Annotated in this window: 19 protein-coding genes; 16 read left to right on the top strand and 3 right to left on the bottom strand. The window is 61.1% G+C overall.

Translation table 11 applies throughout. The features are described from left to right. Nucleotides 1-7: 7 nt before the first annotated feature. From X741_RS150490 to X741_RS150515, 6 genes are all read left to right on the top strand, one after another. Nucleotides 8-565 (top strand): invasion associated locus B family protein, encoded by a 558-nt coding sequence (locus X741_RS150490; RefSeq protein WP_023778429.1) that lies wholly within the window; start codon nt 8-10, stop codon nt 563-565. Between the two features lie 14 nt (nt 566-579). Next, a complete protein-coding gene (locus X741_RS150495) occupies nt 580-1,248 on the top strand; it encodes a hypothetical protein (protein WP_023778428.1) in 669 nt (222 codons plus the stop codon). Nucleotides 1,249-1,283: 35 nt separating this feature from the next. After that, nucleotides 1,284-1,745 carry a DUF4189 domain-containing protein gene (locus X741_RS150500; RefSeq protein WP_023778427.1) on the top strand — a complete coding sequence of 154 codons (462 nt, stop codon included), beginning with the start codon at nt 1,284-1,286 and terminating at the stop codon, nt 1,743-1,745. Next, on the top strand, nt 1,730-2,278 hold the full coding sequence (locus X741_RS150505; RefSeq protein WP_023778426.1) for an invasion associated locus B family protein: 549 nt from the start codon (nt 1,730-1,732) through the stop codon (nt 2,276-2,278). Before X741_RS150500 ends, X741_RS150505 begins: the two co-directional genes overlap by 16 nt. A gap of 397 nt (nt 2,279-2,675) precedes the next feature. Next, the gene (locus X741_RS150510; RefSeq protein WP_023778424.1) at nt 2,676-3,380 is read left to right on the top strand and encodes an SDR family oxidoreductase; all 705 of its coding nucleotides are present in this window, start codon (nt 2,676-2,678) and stop codon (nt 3,378-3,380) included. A 15-nt stretch (nt 3,381-3,395) separates the two neighbouring features. Then, nucleotides 3,396-4,436 carry a proline racemase family protein gene (locus tag X741_RS150515; RefSeq protein WP_023778423.1) on the top strand — a complete coding sequence of 347 codons (1,041 nt, stop codon included), beginning with the start codon at nt 3,396-3,398 and terminating at the stop codon, nt 4,434-4,436. Between the two features lie 41 nt (nt 4,437-4,477). Here the strand turns inward: X741_RS150515 and X741_RS150520 are convergent, their stop codons facing one another. Next, the gene (locus X741_RS150520) at nt 4,478-5,269 is read right to left on the bottom strand and encodes a LuxR C-terminal-related transcriptional regulator (RefSeq protein ID WP_023778422.1); all 792 of its coding nucleotides are present in this window, start codon (nt 5,267-5,269) and stop codon (nt 4,478-4,480) included. Between the two features lie 160 nt (nt 5,270-5,429). Here X741_RS150520 and X741_RS150525 point away from each other — a divergent pair, with 160 nt between their 5' ends. The 7 genes from X741_RS150525 to X741_RS150550 all read left to right on the top strand — a co-directional run bounded on the left by X741_RS150525 (nt 5,430) and on the right by X741_RS150550 (nt 12,611). Beyond that, complete coding sequence (locus X741_RS150525) at nt 5,430-7,559, top strand: hydantoinase/oxoprolinase family protein (protein ID WP_031250177.1); 2,130 nt, start codon at nt 5,430-5,432, stop codon at nt 7,557-7,559. Between the two features lie 14 nt (nt 7,560-7,573). After that, a complete protein-coding gene (locus X741_RS150530; RefSeq protein WP_023778420.1) occupies nt 7,574-9,778 on the top strand; it encodes a hydantoinase B/oxoprolinase family protein in 2,205 nt (734 codons plus the stop codon). Continuing rightward, nucleotides 9,775-10,266, top strand: coding sequence for an acetone carboxylase subunit gamma (locus X741_RS150535; RefSeq protein ID WP_023778419.1), 492 nt, complete (start codon nt 9,775-9,777; stop codon nt 10,264-10,266). Before X741_RS150530 ends, X741_RS150535 begins: the two co-directional genes overlap by 4 nt. Before the next feature lie 97 nt (nt 10,267-10,363). Beyond that, complete coding sequence (locus X741_RS150540) at nt 10,364-11,191, top strand: SDR family oxidoreductase (RefSeq protein WP_023778418.1); 828 nt, start codon at nt 10,364-10,366, stop codon at nt 11,189-11,191. Between the two features lie 287 nt (nt 11,192-11,478). Beyond that, complete coding sequence (locus tag X741_RS150545) at nt 11,479-11,706, top strand: hypothetical protein (protein ID WP_023765684.1); 228 nt, start codon at nt 11,479-11,481, stop codon at nt 11,704-11,706. Between the two features lie 142 nt (nt 11,707-11,848). Next, complete coding sequence (locus X741_RS01000000166835; protein ID WP_023765683.1) at nt 11,849-12,007, top strand: hypothetical protein; 159 nt, start codon at nt 11,849-11,851, stop codon at nt 12,005-12,007. 172 nt (nt 12,008-12,179) lie between these two features. Next, nucleotides 12,180-12,611 carry a hypothetical protein gene (locus X741_RS150550; protein ID WP_023778417.1) on the top strand — a complete coding sequence of 144 codons (432 nt, stop codon included), beginning with the start codon at nt 12,180-12,182 and terminating at the stop codon, nt 12,609-12,611. A gap of 193 nt (nt 12,612-12,804) precedes the next feature. Here X741_RS150550 and X741_RS150555 read toward each other — a convergent pair whose 3' ends face one another. Then, complete coding sequence (locus X741_RS150555) at nt 12,805-13,008, bottom strand: hypothetical protein (RefSeq protein WP_198023971.1); 204 nt, start codon at nt 13,006-13,008, stop codon at nt 12,805-12,807. Between the two features lie 997 nt (nt 13,009-14,005). On the opposite strand from X741_RS150555, the gene X741_RS150560 reads away from it, so the two are divergent. Together X741_RS150560 and X741_RS1000000169865 are read left to right on the top strand one after the other, a co-directional pair. Then, nucleotides 14,006-14,287: a hypothetical protein gene (locus tag X741_RS150560; RefSeq protein ID WP_031250176.1), complete on the top strand. Its 282-nt coding sequence runs from the start codon at nt 14,006-14,008 to the stop codon at nt 14,285-14,287. A 1,434-nt stretch (nt 14,288-15,721) separates the two neighbouring features. Then, nucleotides 15,722-16,018: a hypothetical protein gene (locus tag X741_RS1000000169865; RefSeq protein WP_156937907.1), complete on the top strand. Its 297-nt coding sequence runs from the start codon at nt 15,722-15,724 to the stop codon at nt 16,016-16,018. 119 nt (nt 16,019-16,137) lie between these two features. Here X741_RS1000000169865 and X741_RS150570 read toward each other — a convergent pair whose 3' ends face one another. Beyond that, nucleotides 16,138-18,096: a DUF4838 domain-containing protein gene (locus tag X741_RS150570; protein WP_023778415.1), complete on the bottom strand. Its 1,959-nt coding sequence runs from the start codon at nt 18,094-18,096 to the stop codon at nt 16,138-16,140. Between the two features lie 597 nt (nt 18,097-18,693). Here X741_RS150570 and X741_RS1000000169860 point away from each other — a divergent pair. After that, on the top strand, nt 18,694-18,885 hold the full coding sequence (locus X741_RS1000000169860; protein WP_156937906.1) for a hypothetical protein: 192 nt from the start codon (nt 18,694-18,696) through the stop codon (nt 18,883-18,885). Nucleotides 18,886-19,076: the final 191 nt, after the last annotated feature.

Genomic DNA, 19,076 nt, shown 5'->3' with positions numbered 1-19,076 from the left:
GGCAGGAATGAAAGGACTTGTTGCCCTGACCTGCCTGGCGCTCTGCGGCGGCCTCGTGCCGGCCGCCGGGCAGGTTACATCGCCCTACAGGATCAAGCCCTCGGACGTGGTGGTGCCTCCCGAGGCAAAACTGGGGGAGTACCAGCGCACCATCCGTCCGTTCGAGAACTGGACGCTGATCTGCGACGAGAACCTCAAGGCCCGCAAGAAGGTCTGCAACGTCTCGCAGATCATCGAGGATGCTGCTGGCAAGATGGCCTTCAGCTGGTCGCTTGCCGCCACGCAGGACGGCAAGCCCTACATGATCCTGCGCACCGCGCCGAATGCCAGGAGCGACGGTCTGGTATCGCTGAAGTTCGATGGACAGGCACAGCCGATCGACGTGCACCTGAACGGCTGCAACGAAATGGTCTGTGTCGGCATGCTGCCGGTGGGGCCGGTGATGCGCCAGCAGATTGCACGCAAGGCGACCCCGGCGATCTCCTATCCAACCGTCGACGGCCAGACGATCACCGTGACCGCAACGCTCAGGGGGCTGACGGAAGCCCTTTCGCCAGTCAAATAAAGGGGGCAGCACCAATGAGCCAGCAGGACCAGTTCATGTCCGCGAAACGCAGCAACCCGGCCGTCGAGGCGGATCGGCAAAGGCTCGTCGAGCCATCGCGGCGGCGGTGGCCGCGCGTCGTCGGATTTTCCCTGTTGGGGCTGGTGGTGGCGGGCGTAGGCTTCGCCGCCGGGAATTATGCCGCGATCGCCAATCTGGTCGGCGGCGCGACCGCCGCACAGGCTTCGACGCCGTCGCCCGCGCTTCCGGACACGCCTTTCCTCGAGCACGTCAAGCAAGCCGGCGTGCAGGCCTGCTCGACCGTCTATCCGGTGCTCGGACAGATCCTGACGACAGGCACGAAATACAGCGTCAAATCCTTGTGGAACGACCAGGCCGCCGACAAGCATGCGGTCCAGGCCTTTGTCGGCATGGACTATGCGTCGGAACGCTACAACGGGCCGGCCGCCGGCGTCGTTTTCGCATCGCCCACCGCGTCGGGCTGCGAGGGGGCCATGGTGCGGGTGGCGCCATTCGCCAGCCCGTGCGCGGACATCCCCGCCATCTTGCCGCAAGGCAGCAAGATCACCGACCATCTCGGGCAGGTCGAGGTGTATGAGCTCGGAGGCAACGCCGGTGAAGCGCTTCTCCTGCCGACTGGCAAAAGCTGCGTGGTGATCTCGGTCGCTTCGGCGGCGAAGTAGGCGAGCGAGTGGGATCGAGGAAAGGGGTGCCGACCATGAGATTGCAAGCTTTGGCGGTTTTGGGTTTGACCTTGTTGTGGAGCGGACAAGTCGTCTCGGCCGACCTGGTGGCTCCATCGGAGCCGCAGCAAGAGGAAAAAGGCATCTGGGCGGCCATCGCCTATTCGCAGGCCGATAGCAAATACGGCTTCTTCTGGGGCGCCGACAAGCGGCAGGAGGCGAAGGACATCGCGCAGAAATATTGCGAGAACGCGGGCGGAAAGGCCTGCAATGTCGTCACCGTCTTCCGAAACCATCGCCATTGGAACGATGACGACAAAACCGGTTTTCCCTACAAGCACTGCGGTGCGCTCGCACTGGCCGACAAAGTCGAGAACCGGTTCACGCCCTGGGGCGTGAACTCGGCCGAGACCCGCCGCGAAGCCGAGGACCTCGCCTTGCAGGCCTGCGAGGCGACGGGCGAGAAATGCAAGATCCGCGAATGGGTCTGCACATGAAGCGTGGCCTCAAGGCAGTCTCGGCATGCGGGGCAATTCTGTTTTCGTTGATGGCGCCCGCATCGGCACAGCAACAGGTGGCGGCTGTTGCGGATGGCCCCTCATCGCTGCGCGAAGTCTACCAGGACTGGAGCGTGGCTTGCTCTGTCCAGGAGAATGCGAGGGTCTGCTCGCTTTCGCAGGACCAGGTCCAGAAGAACGGCCAAAGGTTGCTTGCCGTGGAGATACAGAGACGCGCGGACGGCTCGACGACGGCTACCTTGCTTCTGCCTTTCGGCATCCTGCTCGATTCGGGTGTGACGCTGCAGATCGACGATCAGCCGCCATCGTCCCAACAGCGTTTCAGGACCTGTTTGCCGACGGGCTGCCTCGCCGTCTTTGCCATCGATCGGTCCTTGGTTGGAAAGATGCGGGGAGGCACGGTGCTGAAGCTCAATGTCACGACGGATGCCGAGACCCCGCTGACATTTCCGGTGTCGCTGCACGGCCTGAGCGCTGCGCTCGACCGCATGGTCGCGTTGAGCGCAAAGTGAGGAGAAGGCGGCTGCCTTCGATGCCGGCCGGATCTCATGGAACGTTGCTGTGCCGAAGGTCGTTTAGTCCGGTGCCACTGCCATCGGATGGCGATCATGAAGAAGAAAACCTACGTCAAACCCACGCTTGTAAAATGCGGAAAACTGACGGAGCGCACGGCGCAGATCATGGCATCCGGGGTCATACTGGGCGAGTGACCGCCTACGGCTATTTTTCCCGCATTGCTCGACGGAAGTTGGCGCGGAGCCCCGAGGCGATCCCTTCAGCCATTTGAGTCATTCGATAATTTTCCTATTGGGCGATGGCCGATTTTCTGTTTAGCCATACCCACGGCGATGTGTCAGACTTTGCCGCATTTCGCAAAATGCACGAGAGTTGGTAGCCGAAGGAAGTACGATGACAGGACAAAAAGTTGCGTTGGTTAGCGCTGGCGGAAGCGGCATGGGCGCGGAGACCGCCCGTCGACTTGCCGCGGACGGCTACAAGGTCGGGATTCTCTCGTCCTCAGGCAAAGGTGAAGCGCTGGCGAAGGAACTCGACGGCTTCGGTGTCACCGGCTCGAATCAATCCAATGACGATCTCAAGCGGCTGGTCGACGGCGCTGTCGAGCGGTGGGGTCGCGTCGACGTGCTTGTTAACAGTGCTGGCCACGGCCCACGAAAGCCCATCCTCGAGATTACCGACGAGGATTGGCATGACGCAATGAACGTTTATTACCTGTGCGCCGTTCGTCCGACGCGGTTGGTCACACCAATCATGCAGAAGCAGAAATCGGGTGTCATCGTTAACATCTCCACCGCCTGGACGTTCGAACCGAGCCCGATGTTCCCCACCTCTGCCGTCTTCCGTGCCGGACTGGCTTCCTTCACGAAGATCTTCGCGGATACCTATGCCGGTGACAACATTCGCATGAACAACGTTCTTCCAGGTTGGATCGACAGCCTGCCCGCAACCGAGGAACGTCGCGACAGCGTGCCGTTGGGGCGCTATGGCACCAGCCAGGAAATCGCCGCCACGATCGCTTTCCTTGCGTCGGATGGCGCGGCCTACATCACCGGCCAGAACATCCGCGTCGATGGCGGCATAACGCGCGCCGTCTAGAACAGGCATTCAACAATGCGCACCAAAGCCAGCATTCGTGTCGTCGGCTGTCACGCCGAAGGCGAGGTCGGCGACGTCATCGTGGGTGGCGTGCTGCCGCCGGCGGGCCGCACGATGATGGAGAAGATGATCACGATGGAACGTGATCACGACCATATCAGGCGCATGCTGATCTGCGAGCCGCGCGGCAGCGTCGCGCGCCATGTCAACCTGCTCGTACCATCGACGCGTGACGATTGCATCGCCGGCGCCATCATCATGGAACCGACGGAATATCCTCCGATGTCCGGTTCCAATACGATCTGCGTCGCCACGGTCCTGCTGGAGACCGGCATGGTGCCGATGCAGGAGCCCGAGACGCGCTTCAGGCTGGACATGCCGGGTGGCGTCATCGACGTGCGCGCCGAATGCCGTGACGGCAAATGCGTGTCGATCACCTTGCGCAATGCGCCTGCCTTCGCCGAACGTCTCGATGCCAACCTCGAAGTCGAGGGGCTGGGAACGCTCACGATCGACGTCGCCTATGGCGGCATGTTCTACGCGATCGTCGATGCCGAGGCGCTCGGCTTCTCGGTCGCCCCCGACGAGGCTCGCGAGCTGGCGGTGATGGGCGAGAAGGTTCGACGGGCCGCTCGCGAACAGCTTGATGTCGTGCATCCTGAATTCGAGCATGTGCGCGGCGTGTCGATCGTGCAGTTCGCCATGCCGTTCCAGGGTCCCGGCAATGTCACCCGCAACACCTGCATCGTCTCGCCGGGACGCTCCGACCGCAGCCCGACGGGAACCGGCACGTCGGCCCGCATGGCCGTGCTGCAGGCCCGTGGCCTGATGGGAGTTGGCGACGTATTGATCCACGAATCGATCATCGGCTCGCGCTTCACCGGCAAGATCGTGGAGCTGACGGAGATCGGCGGCCGCAAGGCGATCGTTCCGGAAATCACCGGCCGAGCCTGGATCACCGGCGAGCATGCCTACTACCTCGATCCGACGGACCCATACCCGCAAGGCTACGTGCTGTCGGACACATGGGGGACTTCCACCTCGGTCAAGCAATAGGCGTGCAGCGGCGTCGAAACAGGTCGGTCTAGCCCGAAATCTCAGGGACCATTCAACCGGGATGCCCGCGATTGAAAGAACTGCAGGAACAATTCGCGCTCCGTGGTGATGTCGAGTTTTTCATAGATGCGGCGGCGGTGATTTTTGACCGTGCCGACCGCGATCCCCAGCCGCTCGGCGATGCTGGCGGTCGGATGTCCGGCCAGGACGAGCTGGACGAGTTCGCGTTCCCGCTGTGAAAGCTCTGGCCAGAGGCTGGCTGGAATGCTGGGCTTCTGCTGCGGCGAAGCGCCGGGTCCTGTCGGCATCGATGTGCGGGAGAATTCGTTTCCGCGCGCGGTTATGTCGAGTGCGTGCAGGGCTGCGAACACGGGCAGCCGCTCTTCCAGCCGCGCGATCTCGCTGTCCTTGAAAGCGGCGCTCGAACGGTCGAGGAAGATGCCGAGACACCAGTCGCCGCCATCCGCCAGCATGATGCCGACTTCGTCGCAGATTTCCGACTGCGCCAGGAAGCCGGCTATGTACTGGCCGCGCTTGGCCTCGTCGTCGGCAAGCCGTTTCAGCGGCATGATGCCAAGCCGCCGCTCGCGCCGCCACGAGGCATAGAACGGGTCGAACACGTAGTAACTGGCGAGATAGCGCTGCACCATCTCGTCCGAGAAGCGCCGGTGCTTGACGAATTCCGGTGTCTGCGTCGCCGAATAGCGCGTCACCGTGACGAGGTCATGCTCGATGTCGGCGCCGATCAGGTCGATCAGGCAGTCGACATGCCTGTCCGTGCCGGTGGCGGCGATCGCCTTGGCGAGCGGCGCCCAGATATTGCCCATGCGCATGCCCTTTTCTCGGCGATCCCGGCCCGACCGTCATTGTGTCTTTTGGCATATGGCGCGAGGCCGCCCAAGGATTCTAGCCTTGCCTCAACCTAGACCACATTCCGAGGCGCCCGTGACCCAACTCAATCCCGTCGGCCCGATCGTCGGCACCCCTCCGATCATTGGCAATCCAATCGTCATCGGTATCGACGCCGGCGGCACCATGACCGACACCATCCTTGTCGATCAGGACGGCCACTTCAAGATCGGCAAGTCGGCGACCACGCCGAAGAACGAAGCCGAAGGTTTCCTGGCCTCCGCCGAAGACGCGGCCGATGCCTGGGGCATCTCGCTGGAGCAGCTCTTCTCCGGTGTCAACGTCGTGCTCTATTCCGGCACCGGCATGCTCAACACGCTGTTGTCGCGTACCGGCCGCCGGCTCGGGCTTATCACCACCAAGGGCCTGGAGGACATGATCCTGATGGGCCGCGGCTTGCAGGCCTGGGCCGACTATTCCTATGCCGACCGGCTGCATGCGGTGACCCATCATCATCCCGATCCGCTGGTGCCGCGCCGCCGCACCCATGGCGTCACCGAACGCATCGACCAGTTCGGCGACATCATCCTGCCGCTCTACGAGCACGAGGTGGCTGCCGCCGCCAGGAAGCTGATCGCCGACAAGGTCGAGGGCATCTGCATCATGACGATCTTCTCGCACGTCAATCCCGTGCACGAGAAGCGCATCGCCGAGATCTGCCGCGAGGAGATCGAAAAGGCCGGCGCCGAGATCACCGTCTACACCAGCCACGAAGTCCGCCCGGTCATCCGTGAACAGTCACGGCTGAACTCGGTGCTGATCGAGGCCTACGCGACGTCGCGCGGCCGCAAGCAGCTCAAGGGTATCGAGGACGTCTCGAAGAAATACGGCTTCAAATATGGCGTGCAGACGCTGCTGTCCTTCGGCGGCCTGACCTCGATCAACCATCCGCGCCTGCACGAAACCATGATCTCCGGCCCGATCGGCGGCATTCTCGGCGCGGCCTATGTCGGCAAGCTGATCGGCAACGACTCGCTGATCTGCTCGGACATGGGCGGCACCTCCTTCGACATGGGCGTCATCACGCGCGGCCAGACGCGGATCGAGAACGAGCCTTTGATGGACCGTTTCAAGCTCAACGTGCCGACGCTGCATCTCGACACGATCGGCGCCGGCGCCGGCATGATCCTGAAGGTCGATCCCCTGACCAAGAAGGTCTCGCTCGGGCCGGAAAGTGCGGGCTCGGATCCCGGCCCGATCTGCTTTGCCAAGGGCGGCACCGAACCCACCATCGCCGATTGCGACGCCATCCTGGGCCGCCTAAACCCGCATTATTTCCTTGGCGGCAAGGTCGTTCTGCAGGTCGAGAAGGCGAGGGCAGCCTTCGAGGAAAAGTGCGCGCGCCTGCTCGGTGTGGGCGTCGAGGAGGCCGCCGAGGGCATGATCGACATGCTGGAGGCCGACGCCAACAATGCATTGCGGCGCGTCATCTCCGGCCAGGGCATCCACCCCTCCGAATTCACGCTGCTCTCCTATGGCGGTTCAGGCCCGCTGCATCTGGCCGGCTGCTCCAGGGGAATCGGCTTCAAGGACATCATCACCTTCCAGTTCGCCGCCGCCTTCTCGGCCTTCGGCTGCACGACGGCCGATTTCATGCGCCGCCATTCGGTGTCGACGCAGCATGACATCGGCGCGCGCGCCAGCGATGAAGAACTGATGGCCTTCGGTGCGAAGGTCACCAATGTCTGGGACGAACTCACCAAGGCAGCCGTCGACGAGATGATCGAGGACGGCCATGGGCGCGACAAGATCAAGACCGTGCCGTTCCTGATGATGCGCTATACCGGCCAGCTCGAGGATGTCGAGGTGATGGCGCCGCTCTCGGCCATCCGTTCGGCCGACGATATGCGCGGTGTCATCGATGAATTCGAGGCCGTCTATGCCAAGGTCAACCACCGCGTCTCGCGTTATGGCGAAGCCGGCTTCTCGATCACCGAGCTTGGCCTGATCGCCACCGCCGACAAGGTCAAGCCGGTGCTGCTCAGGCGTCCGCTCGGCAAGTCGGATCCGGCAGCCGCCCACAAGGGTGTGCGCGAGGCCTATATCGGCGGCCGCTGGCACAAGGCCAATCTTTACGAGATGGATCTGCTGCAGCCCGGCCACGAGGTCACCGGCCCGGCTATCATCGAACATCCCGCCACAACGCTCGTCGTTCACCCGCAGGACCGTGTCCATGTCGATGAATGGACGCTGCTGCATTACAACCACGCTTGAGAAGGGCGAACGCCATGCTGGACAAACCCGCCTCCGCGCTCCGCATCCGCGAACGGCTGATCGAATCCGAACGGCTCATGGAAGAGACCGGCTGCTACGACGGCATCACGGAACTTTCGCTGCGCAACCAGGATCCGCTCAAATTCGAGACGCTGCACACCAAGCTGCGCGCCTATTGTGTCTCGGCCCGCGAGATGGCCCGCCGCATCTCGGCTTCGCCCGGCGTGCGCGAGGTCGGCGAGATGGTGGTCGCCATCTACACGCCGGAAGGCGATGCGATCGCGCTTTCCAACGGCATCATGGTGCATGTCCACACGATGAGCCGCTTCATCAAATGGATGATCAGACAGGGCTATGAGGAAAACCCCTGCATCCGCGACGGCGACATCTTCGCCAACAACGACGCCTTCATCGGCACCGTGCAGGTGCCCGATGTGATGGACGTGGTGCCGATCTTCCACTCGGGCAAACTGGTCGGCTGGGCGGGCGCGGTCTGCCACGAGCTCGAGGTCGGCGGTATCACGCCCGGTGGTGACGTGGCGCTGGCGCAGGAGCGCTTCACGGAAGGGCTGTTCGTCTGCGCCGAAAAAATCGGCGAGAACGACGAGATCCGCCGCGACTATGTCATCCGCTGCGAGCGCAATCTGCGCATGCCGATCTATTGGGTCTTGGACGAGAAGGCCAAGGTCGCCTCCTGCATCGACATGCGCGAAAGCGTCAAGGCGCTGATCGACGAGATCGGCTTGGACTACTGGATGAAGGTGTCGAAGGAGTTCATCGAGGAAGGCCGCCGCGCCCAGCTCGCCCGCACGCGCCAGCTCACCGTGCCCGGCATCTACCGCGGCCACACCTTCTACGGCCATGTCACAGCGGGCAAGCCCGGCTACCAGCCGCTCGGCGACCCCGACTGGCTGTACAACATCCCGATCGAGATGGAGATCACCACCGACGGCAAGATCATCATGGACTTTGAGGGCACGCAACCCTGGGGGTACCATTCGATGAACTGCACCCCGGCCGGCATGGATGGCGGCATGTTCGTGACGCTCACCCAGCACATGAATTTCGAGGGGCTGGTCAATGACGGGGCCTGGATGGCGACCGAACTGAAACTGCCGCACGGCACATGGACCAACCCGGACAACGAAATGGTGGCGACCGCCACCTCATGGGCCCTGCTGCTTCCGGCCTATGGCGTGTTCCAGCGGCTGTTGTCGCGCTCCTTCATCGGACGCGGCTTTGTCGAGGAAGCCTTCGTCGGCCAGGTCAACAGCCCGATGATCGAGATGGGCGGCACCAGCCAGTACGGCAAGCTGTTCGGCATGGCGCATTTCGAATGCGCGGCCGCCGGTTCCGGCGCGCTGGCGATCAAGGACGGGCTCGACACCGCCTATGTCGGGTGGAACCCGGAATCCGACATGGGCAACATCGAGATCTGGGAACAGAACATGCCGATGGTCTATATCGGCCGCTCGATCGTTCCCAATTCCGGCGGCGCCGGCAAGTATCGCGGCGGCTGTTCCTTCCTGTCGACCTGGCTGGTCAGCAAGACCGATCATCTCAGGCTGGTTACATCCGAGCATTCGTCCCGCGTGTTCGACAATGGCGGCATGTGCGGCGGCTATCCGGCGCCGACCTGCCAGAAGCATCGCGCGGTGCGCAACTCCAACATCTTCGAGCTTGCCGAAAAAAGGGCACCGCTGGCGCACCACACCGGCACCGATCCGCATCGCTCGGAGCTTGAGCTGCGGCTGCAGGGCGAGCATGTGACGATGGAGGGCCCCTACATCACCGCCCCGCACAAGACCGGTGACGTCTTCACCCATTCCTACAATGGCGGTGGCGGCTATGGCGACGTGCTGGAGCGCGATCCGCTCAAGACGGCGTTGGATGTCGAGAACGGCTATCTCACCAAGGAAGCGGCCGAGGGCATTTTCGGCATCATCCTCGACGAAGATGGGGATGGCTATCCCGTTGCCAACATCGAGGCCACCAAGCGTCACCGCGCCGAGATGCGCGCCAGGCGGATCGCGCAGGCAAAGCCGGTGTCGGAGTGGATCGCCACCGAACGCGACCGTGTCGAGAAGGCCGACTTCGCGCCCGAGGTGAAGAAGATGTACGCCAGCGCGATCGGGCTTTCCTCGCGCTTCACCAGGGAATTCAGCGATTTCTGGAACGTCGACGCTAAATCGATCTTCATGCCGGGAGCAAAGCCATGACCTCGTACAGCAAGGAAGTCATCGCCGATCTGGTCGCGGGCACGCTGCCCTGGCCGCAGACGCGCCGCGTGATGAGCGCCTACAAGGACGACGATCGTTTCTTCAAGTACGTCGCGGTGCTGCAGGATCGCGTCGGCTGGAAGGATCCGATCCTGCTGCCGGTCTCGGATCATCTGTTCATCTGCCAGAGCGGTGACGAGCGGGTGACCCGCTGTGAGTGCGGCCACTCCTTCGGCGACTATCGCGAGAACTGGAAGCTGAAGGCGGCGATCATCGTGCGCAACACCGAGGAGACGCTGCGCGAAATCTATCCTAACAGCGATATTCCCGATCCGCAGTGGATGGAGATCCGCGAATTCATCTGCCCGCAATGCGGGACCATGCACGAAGTGGAAGCGGCCGCGCCTGGCTACCCAATCGTGCATGATTTCGAGCCGGACCTCGAAGGCTTCTATCGCGAATGGCTGGGCAAGCCGCTGCAGCCTTGACCAGGCCGGTTGCCGGGCCTTGGATAGGTTCGTCGCGACTTCCGAAATGACGGTCGGTGGCGACTGCCTTGTGGTTTGATTGCGGAGATCCAGTTCGATGACCAACCTCTCGGGCCGCGGGGCCATCGTCACCGGCGGTTTTTCCGGCATGGGCTTCGCCATCGCCACCGCGCTTGCCAGGGCCGGGGCCAATGTCGCTGTCGGCTCCTACGTGGCCGCGCCGGGCCCGGGCCGGACCGATGCCGCCTACTATCCGGGCGCCGGCGAGATCGAACGGGTACGCTCGGCTTTGGCGGCGCATGGCACAAGCGTCCACGCCGCGCATCTCGACGTGCGCGACAGCGATCTCAGCAATCGTTTCGTGGCCGAGGCGGAGGCGGCGATCGGGCCGGCCGACATCCTCGTAAATGCCGCCGGCACCACAGCCGAGCAGCCGGTCGTGGGGCATTCCGACGAACTCTGGGACAAGATCGTCGACACCAATCTTACCGGTGCCTTCCGTGTCACACGCGCCGTGCTGCCGGGCATGATCGGACGCGGCTGGGGCCGCATCGTCAACATTGGTTCCACCGCGGCCTCGGTTGGCTGGAAGGACAATCCTGCCTATTGCGCCTCGAAGGCCGGCCTGCTCGGGCTGACGCGCTGCGTGGCGCTGGAAGGGGCCGCACACGGCGTCACCTGCGTCATGATCAGCCCGACCTGGGTGGAGACGGAACTGATGCGCCGCAACGTCGCGCAAGTGGTCGAGCGTGAGGGCAAGGGCCGCACGCCAGAGGAAGCCATGGCCGAAATCGTTCGCGGCAACCCGCAGCAGCGCATGCTGCAGCCGGAGGAAATCGCGGCGCTCGCGGTGTTCCTGTGCTCGGACTCCGCCAGGGGCATCACCATGGAGAACATCCAGGTGACCGGCGGCGCTTTGTGGTAACGCCGACGCGAGGATCCAATCGATCTTGGGTCGGCGGTTTGCCGGTAGATAGGCAGCATGATGACCGCTGCGGAAAGTGCGATGACTAAGCCAGCCTTTCGTAGATCGCGATTGCCTCGCCGGACAATTTCGCGCGGCCAACTTCGCGACACCCAAACCAAGGCCCGGCCGATGCCGTGCCGCCGTTGCCTTCTTATGGCTGAGCGATTTGGTACGGAATCGTACCATCGATTGATCGGCGCCTTGGACGGGATCAAGATGAAGCCGAGGGTGATGGGAGGAACCGCATGAGCATCGCCAGATGGGCAACAAGACCCGTCGGTACCGCTAGGGAGTTTCTGGCATCAGAGCTTCGAAGTGCGCGATATGGCGATATCGTCTCGGTCAAAGCGGCAATAGAGGCCGCTCGCAGGGATGCGCCCTATCTGCAAGATACGGATGACGAGTTGACCGAGAAGATCGTCGATCTGGCACGGGAACTGGGCCTAGCCGTCCTTTTTGACTCTCGTGAGTGATCGATGGCCGAAGGTTTGGCGCTGGTCTATGTTCCTTGGTACGAAACCAACAATTGGCTCTTGACTGAAAATGCGCAATCCTTGGAAAATGGAACGCCGGCTGGACGACAAACTCGATTGCAAGGTATGCGGGACTATCCAAATGGACATTCCCGACAACGCCGAGGAGTCGACGCCAATTCACTGCAGCAAGTGCGGTGCCTTTCTTGGCGAATGGGGCGAACTGCAGGATGATTTCTACCGCCAGACCCGCGGTTCCGAAGCCTTCGACCTGCGCAACGGAAACATCATTAAAAAGTAGCTGCAGTCGCTGGATTCATGCAGCCCGGTTCTGGGCAGCCTGGTTCTGCTGGCCGATGCAATCGGTCCATTTACAATCCTGACCGCCTCAATCTCCCGCTCTTGTCGGGGCATCACCGCGCGATAATTTCCCTGAAGGCGTGGGTGCTTCTCACTCTCGACAGGAGCCTGCCATGAAACATCAGACACTCGACCAACTGCATGCCGTCGCCAAGATCGAATCCTCGGCGGCATATTCGGAGATGACGCGGAACCAGCGTATCGAACGTTGGGCCGAACTTCTCGAACAACATCCCGAGCGACGCCTTGCAGCGTTTACAGGCACCGAATATCTGCGCCTGGAGGAACGTGACAGCGTGCGTGGGGAAGGATCGGCAATTTCTGTGGCCTTCGAAGATCCGGTGCTGCGCGCATCGGGCCTGAAAGACGACAGCTATGGTGAGGCAAAACGCTTCTTCGGGCTGAGCGACTGGCAACTGCACGACATCGTCTGCGATTGTCACGTCGGCGCTACGATGAAGGCGGGCTGGGCTGCCAGCCGGGTCCGCGCGACGATTGGCGGGAACAGGTTTATTGCCTGGCTAAGGCAAAGGATAATGCGCTGAATGCCAAGGGGGATCGCAGCCTGCCACAGCACGATCCCCTGCCTTGTTCGACGCCCGAGTCAACTCTAATCATGATTTGGTCGCGGGAGAGCGCTGCCGCCTTTCCCCGAGCCATCCGGCGCATCCCCCAGGCACAAATCCGGGCAGGAAGCTACCAGTCCCATATCCAGCGTTGTGAGGGGCGTGTGATCCTTCAACCCAGCGCCGGTCGGCCAAGCATGGGCTCCGCGATAGCTGTTCTGGATCGAAATTTCGCATTGGCCAGAACGGTCAGATGCTCTGCTTCTTCGCGCGAGAGACCGTAGAGCACTTTGCAAGTGAATTCCGCCGGAACCTCGGAATGTAGATCATACACCATCCAGTTGTCGGCCGGATCTTGCAACGCGATGAACCTCAAGCGGGCCTCCATGGTCAGCGAGGCCCAATTTAAACGGGATGCGTCTTGTTCCGCCTCTCCATTTGGACAGTGGGCTTCCGCCATGGGGTGAAGCTCAGCGACCGAAGGGCTAAGGAACTCGCCACGTCATTCGGGAGCTTAGCGACCGCAAGCACGCGCAGCCACCCGCTTAGGCCCAAGAACTGTGAAGCTCCACACCTGCGGAATGTAGTCTCAAAACTCACCGCGCGCTGGCTGCGCCGCATGACGCAGCTTCGCCCGTGCGACGATGAATCGTCAAAAAAGTACCATCGCGACGATCCAGGAACATGAGGTCTATCTAATGGTTTGGTGGTGGCAGGGACCCAACGCCCGGCAAGTCCCAAAAATCACAGGGGCGGCCCGTCGCTGCCGTGAATGGGGCGGCGGGTTTCTTAGATGGGTCGCCTCGCGAACGCGGAAGCATCGGCCCTTCGTGACGACAGGTTACCTGACGGAATGGGGTCCGACACGATACTGCAACAAACTCTGGGCATCATTGTTATCTCAACTTTCAAGGAGCCGTGACGAGGTCGATCAAAATGCGAAATGATAGAGAATTGCTTGCAAGAGCATGCGCGTTGGGCATCAACATCTATCAACGCTCAAAAACAGTTTGGGTGGCCAGGGGAAGCTATCGTGGCCGTACTTTCGAGGTGAAGGGGCGTGCTCCAAAGCCAACGATCGCTTTGTGGAAGGAAGCGACACGTTATAGAGGTTCGGCGTTTTAAGCTCGAGCATCCGCAGCCGCGAGACGGCTCAAGCTCGGCGGCTCGCCGCAGGGACCAGGAGCGCGAATGGTCTGTCCCTGTTGCCGGGACGCGCGGACCTGGCTTGGGTTGTGAACAGTTTTCTTCGCCAGTTGACTTTACGGGTTTTGCACGAAACCCTAAAAGGAGTGCTGTCGTTAGCAAATATTTTGGGCGCTAGCGCTTGGGAGCCATAGACTTACTCCTGCCCCACACGGAGGCATGGAGCGATGTCCCAACAATCCGAAACTATTGCATCGCTGTTCCGGCAATTGCGGATGTTGGAAGAGCCCGCCGAAATCGTATGTGCCCATGCCGAGGTGATACGGGGTGCTGCCGATGACATCGCCGATGAATTTCCATTCGACGATGTCGAAACGCTGGCTATGCTGATTGAAGACGATATCGACGACGATGAAGAGGCAGCGGCTACTGCTCGCGCTATTTCCCAGGAACTCCGTCGACGATTGGCCGCTGGTGTAAGAAAATGGCCAAGACTGAAGATTATGTGATGAAACGAGACGGCAAGTCTTGGCTCCGTTTAGTCTTCGGCCGATTGAGCGTCCCATCGTCGATATGATCGGTTTGGCCTGCGTGTCGGCTGCCTGGATCGGCTCCGGACCTTGCTCGAGCCGTCACGGGTCCGCGCGGCTCGCGCCATCAAAGTGCAATCTGATCCAATCTCATCTCTTTGCGGCCTATCGACAACTCAGGTCTTTGGGTGGCGAGCTGATCGATGAGGCCAAGCGGCGTCGGAAGGCGTCGCAGTCGAGATGTCATTGCAACCGTATGATGACAAACTCCGAGCTTTTGGGAACCAATGGCCGGTGCGGCTGCGCTGCGTTGGGCAGCTTGATTTGCGCCACACCGGCCACTGCGGGTTGGTTTGGGTGTCCCCCGCACTGCTCAAATTATAGACATATTAGCAATAACGCAAATAAGACTGAAGTCCCATGGGCGATGAGGGTGAGCGGCTGGCTGCTGACCTATCAAGGCCGTGGCTTTGCACGGTCATAGCGACTGTTGGGATGCTATGACGGATTCGTACGAAGCCGGCATCTATGTCAAATGCAAATGACAGCGCCCCCATATGAACGTAGACCAAGCTATGGTTTGCCAATGAAGGAGCACCTTCGCCCGTTTTAGGAGCCAAAGGCCAGAGCAAATGCACCGCGATCACGACGAGATTTTCCATCGGGCGGATGCTCTTGGGGTTTCGATCCTTCAACGTTCAAAAACAGTGTGGGTGGCCACGGGAAGCTACCGAGGCCGCCTTTTCGAGGTGAAAGCCCGCTCGCCCGCGGTTGCACTCACGTTATGGATGGAAGCCGCTCAATATGCTGGTCAGCGGATTTAGTGACCGGGATCGCCGACGCGTAAGCATCCATTCGCAGCCCCAGGCGCTGGCCATCCCGGCTCACGCGCGGTTGGCCCGATTGACCTGTCGATCGCCGGGCACAAGCCTGAAGATCGGGGCGGATAGACGGAAATCGCTATGTGCGTGCCCAAAGTGCAACACTGCACGCGACCATCACCACAACATTGTCAGATAGTTAACAAATTGTTGCCTCTGAACTTTGGGATTTGTCGGCTCGGACGTCAAGAATGTGCGAACAGTCAAACCGAGCTGACGATCCAGCTCCCCGGAGTTTTAAATAGATACGTCATTTTCTACTTGGCGACGCCACACCGGAGCGCTGGCCCTCGCGATCGATGCAGGTGACTGTTGCGACCGATCACATTGAGTTGCAAGTTTTAGGCAGATATCCAAGAAATCACTAATGCGCCTATTTCCAAAGAAAAATGAGTAAAATTTCGTTCGAAAATTTTTTCACTAATTATAAAACATGCCGACGGGCTTACCCTCGTACAAGACTCGATCTTCCCGGAAAAATACACGACAAGATCCTCAGGGGCTGAATGTCACCCTGTTAAGGAGGCTTATCATGATCATTCGCATTCTTACCGCAATTTCTCTTGCTGTATCTGTCGCATCCGTCTCGACGACTAGCTTTGCCGAATCGGCGACCAAAATTAAATCTGTGGAAGCAGGCAAGGCAGGTCGCGCCGCAGAACCCGGAAAGGCAGGGCGCGCTGCAGAACCTGGCAAAGCCGGCGGTGCTGGCGAGACCGGTGGCAAGGCCGGCGGCGCCGGTGAGTCCGGTGGCAAGGCTGGCGGCGCCGGTGAGTCCGGGGGGAAATCCGGCGGCGCTGGAGACGGTGGCGGCAGCAAGGGCGGCTGACCGCCCTGCCGATCCTGCCAGGTCGCAAAGAGCGCACCCTTGCCAGCGTGCATGCTGGCGGGGTGCCTTCCCTGTTGGTGACTGAAGGCCAGGCTGGAAGTTTCGCTGCTTGAAGAAGGTCACTCCGGATCGGGCGCCTGCAATTGGACTGCAGCGCCGGGAAGGGCCCAGCTGGTGCTCTCGACCCACGCGCAGTGATTCAAGTTGGATACCCACGTGCGCTCGTGCGCTCGTCGAAATTCCAACAGCGCCTGCAATTCCACCTTGCCTCTCTCGTAGCTGGATTCCGGATCGCCGAGCGTAAGTTTGGTGGAGGCCAAAGAGCACAATTTCGCGTGCTGCAATCCTAATTGAAGGAACTGCACCCGCCTTGACGCTTGCTGGTCTGCCGCCGCGGAGGAGGCTGCCTTGTCGAGCAATGCTTCGGCCGGCGCGAAGCTCTCCTCTGGATAGATCGCATGCGCCGCTTTCGCCCAGCTTCGCCAACGCGAAGCCCCAAGAGCCTCGAAAGTGTCACGCAGCCGGGCTCGCCCACCGGACGTATACGCCTCCCAGAAATCGAAATATCTCCTCACGTCAGCCGCCGCGGGTCCGAAGGCGGAGTAATATTCGGACAGCAGGGAGCTGGCAGGCATGTCGGGGTGGATCTGCAAGCGGAGCAACAGGTAAAGGTTTGGGCCTTGTGTCGCCCAATGACCTGTCAGCGAATCGAAATCGGTCCCGATCATCCCGTTGTTCGCGGCGCTCTGAAACTCGTCGGCGAACTGGCTGGAAAATATGTGCGGCATGCAATATCCGTCCAGAAAATAGTTCGTCCGCATGAAAAGCCGGGCTTCGGTTTCCGCCCATCCTCGCCACTGGGCTTTCATCCAATCCTGCTCGTCGCCGCTTCGGGGATAGAACCAGGATGATGGGCAAAATCCGATCATGATGTTCGGCCCCAGTTTTATGCCCGAGGTCGGGGCGGCGAAGTAGTTCATGTAGGCGTAGCCGACGACAACCGAGTTCGAATTGTATTTCGCGGCGATCTGCTGGATGGCTTGCCATGAACGCGCATATCGGTCGGATACGAAAGGCTTGCTGGCGATCTTTGATTTCGACGGAATGAATTTTCGATAATCCGGTGGCTCCGGGCCATCGAGCGCCTTGCATGCATCGCATTCGCATTGGCCAGGCACGTCATTCTCGACAGCATTGACGAAGGTTGGAAGGTGCCCCGGGGTATCGCCTCCATGCTCGCGCCACTGCGCGACAATCTCTTCGCGCAGACCCGGATTGGAAATGCACATGGAGAAGCGCGCACCCAGCCTTGAGGGGCCTCGTCTGCCGTTGACCAGTTGAAACCATTCAGGATGCTCGGCGCCATACTGCCGCCACCAGTCCACGAAGGCATGGCCGTACTTCGCCGGGATTCGGCGGCCCATGCGGTTGCGGCGCAGAAATGTTGCCTGCGCGTTCATGTATTCTTCGGCCGCCGCGGCAGTGAAGCCCAGCTCGGGATGATCCTTGGCCTTCAAGCCCGCAGCCGAGCGCACGTGGCGCTGCATGAATCGAGGCGTTACGATACGGTCTTGAAAAGGAACGACCACGGACTCCGCTCTTGGAACGAACGTTCCCAGTTCGCCTGGCCATAGCCACCGAACCGCGAAGTAGCGATCGAGAAGTTCGTATGCGCCGAAGAGCGTTCCCGCGGAGGTGTCCTCATCAAGAGGGCTGCCGCTCGTGTCATGCCCCGCGATACAGAGATGGCGGCCAACGGTGCGGATTGCACACGATTCCGGCTCCAATGCGCCGGAATCGATGCCGGCCTTTCGGGCAAACCGGGTATCGCCCAGATAGATATGGGGTTTGCCCAGGCTCGCCGACGTCACTTCGCTTTCAGTCGCCATGGCAGGTTGGAAGCCGGTCGCTTTCTCGATATGCCAGCCGAGCTCCACGGCAGCATAGCGGACGGAGTCCTTCGGCCTGTCCGGGATAACCAGCGTGACGGCGGGTCTGCCTCCCGCCACCAACGTCACACCATCGCCTGGCTGAGCGTACGCGCCGGCTGCCTTGCCAGCGCCCAGCCAGTGCAGCAAGCCGAATATGGCTCCCTGCCCAAACGTCCTTCGCGACAGTGCCCGCATAGCAAGACCTTACCTACGGCCGATCATCCAACAGGGTGGACCTTCTTCTGGACAAGGACGGTGCACGCTCCCATGAATCGCAGGGGACGCTGTCGGTCCTCCGGAGATGAAGAGGGCCAAACCGCGCTGAATTTTGCCCGAAGGCGAAGGGACTTTTGGCGATCCAGGCTTTTGGCGATACAGGCATGCGCACCATCCGATGAGAATTGCTCTCCGCATGTTGGTGCGGCGGGCGATCAAGCGTTGCGCACCAAGCGAAGCGGCTGCTGTTACGCGCAGATCATGAGGTGCATGGTATCGCCGCTAGGCCCAACGATCCCAGACAGGCATTTGGGTGTTCTTGCTAGACTTTTGGTCGGGGGAGTGCCTGGCCCCTTGGTGGCTTGCAATCGTCGAAGACCGGATCGATGCCGCCGCTCACGCCAGCGGCGGGTTGTTTCGGTTGCCGAATGGGAGGTTCGGATCGGGAAGTGTTAAAATGATCACATTCCTTGGAACTCCAATCTGGCATCCCTCGTTGCTTCTTACATGGCGCGGGGGCTGGAATGTATGAATGCAAATGATCCACAATGGCGAACGCTCGCCGGCGCTCTAGGCGTCACTGTTTATCAGCGCTCAAAAACAGTTTGGGTCGCGGCCGGGAAATACAAAGGTCAAGATTTCGAGGTGAAAGCCCGTTCCCCACAGGTTGCGCTCGCCCTGTGGAAGGAGGCCGCGCGCTATGCCGGTTCGGACTGGTGACCAGTGATGGGACTTGCTGCTCGCGCGGATGAATTGCGCCAGTTGTTGGACACGGATGCCGATAAGGGAACAACCATTACCGGCACCCGATAGTCTCAAGCTTCTATCGGCCTAGCCAGCGCCACCGCTGCCCTTGCCGCTCTCGCCGCCGGCCTTGCCACCGGTCTCGCCGGCGCCGCCGGCCTTGCCAC

The organism is Mesorhizobium sp. LNHC221B00 (genome assembly GCF_000502935.1).
Lineage (GTDB): Bacteria > Pseudomonadota > Alphaproteobacteria > Rhizobiales > Rhizobiaceae > Mesorhizobium > Mesorhizobium opportunistum.
The sequence above is the reverse complement of the archived record's forward strand: the minus strand, read 5'-3'. Positions and strand labels throughout refer to the sequence as shown.

Coding starts and splice junctions, on each gene's coding strand:
- X741_RS150490 (WP_023778429.1), top strand. CDS start 8: ATGAAAGGACTTGTTGCCCTGACCTGCCTGGCGCTCTGCGGCGGCCTC.
- X741_RS150495 (WP_023778428.1), top strand. CDS start 580: ATGAGCCAGCAGGACCAGTTCATGTCCGCGAAACGCAGCAACCCGGCC.
- X741_RS150500 (WP_023778427.1), top strand. CDS start 1,284: ATGAGATTGCAAGCTTTGGCGGTTTTGGGTTTGACCTTGTTGTGGAGC.
- X741_RS150505 (WP_023778426.1), top strand. CDS start 1,730: ATGGGTCTGCACATGAAGCGTGGCCTCAAGGCAGTCTCGGCATGCGGG.
- X741_RS150510 (WP_023778424.1), top strand. CDS start 2,676: ATGACAGGACAAAAAGTTGCGTTGGTTAGCGCTGGCGGAAGCGGCATG.
- X741_RS150515 (WP_023778423.1), top strand. CDS start 3,396: ATGCGCACCAAAGCCAGCATTCGTGTCGTCGGCTGTCACGCCGAAGGC.
- X741_RS150520 (WP_023778422.1), bottom strand. CDS start 5,269: ATGCGCATGGGCAATATCTGGGCGCCGCTCGCCAAGGCGATCGCCGCC.
- X741_RS150530 (WP_023778420.1), top strand. CDS start 7,574: ATGCTGGACAAACCCGCCTCCGCGCTCCGCATCCGCGAACGGCTGATC.
- X741_RS150535 (WP_023778419.1), top strand. CDS start 9,775: ATGACCTCGTACAGCAAGGAAGTCATCGCCGATCTGGTCGCGGGCACG.
- X741_RS150540 (WP_023778418.1), top strand. CDS start 10,364: ATGACCAACCTCTCGGGCCGCGGGGCCATCGTCACCGGCGGTTTTTCC.
- X741_RS150545 (WP_023765684.1), top strand. CDS start 11,479: ATGAGCATCGCCAGATGGGCAACAAGACCCGTCGGTACCGCTAGGGAG.
- X741_RS01000000166835 (WP_023765683.1), top strand. CDS start 11,849: ATGGACATTCCCGACAACGCCGAGGAGTCGACGCCAATTCACTGCAGC.
- X741_RS150550 (WP_023778417.1), top strand. CDS start 12,180: ATGAAACATCAGACACTCGACCAACTGCATGCCGTCGCCAAGATCGAA.
- X741_RS150560 (WP_031250176.1), top strand. CDS start 14,006: ATGTCCCAACAATCCGAAACTATTGCATCGCTGTTCCGGCAATTGCGG.
- X741_RS1000000169865 (WP_156937907.1), top strand. CDS start 15,722: ATGATCATTCGCATTCTTACCGCAATTTCTCTTGCTGTATCTGTCGCA.
- X741_RS1000000169860 (WP_156937906.1), top strand. CDS start 18,694: ATGAATGCAAATGATCCACAATGGCGAACGCTCGCCGGCGCTCTAGGC.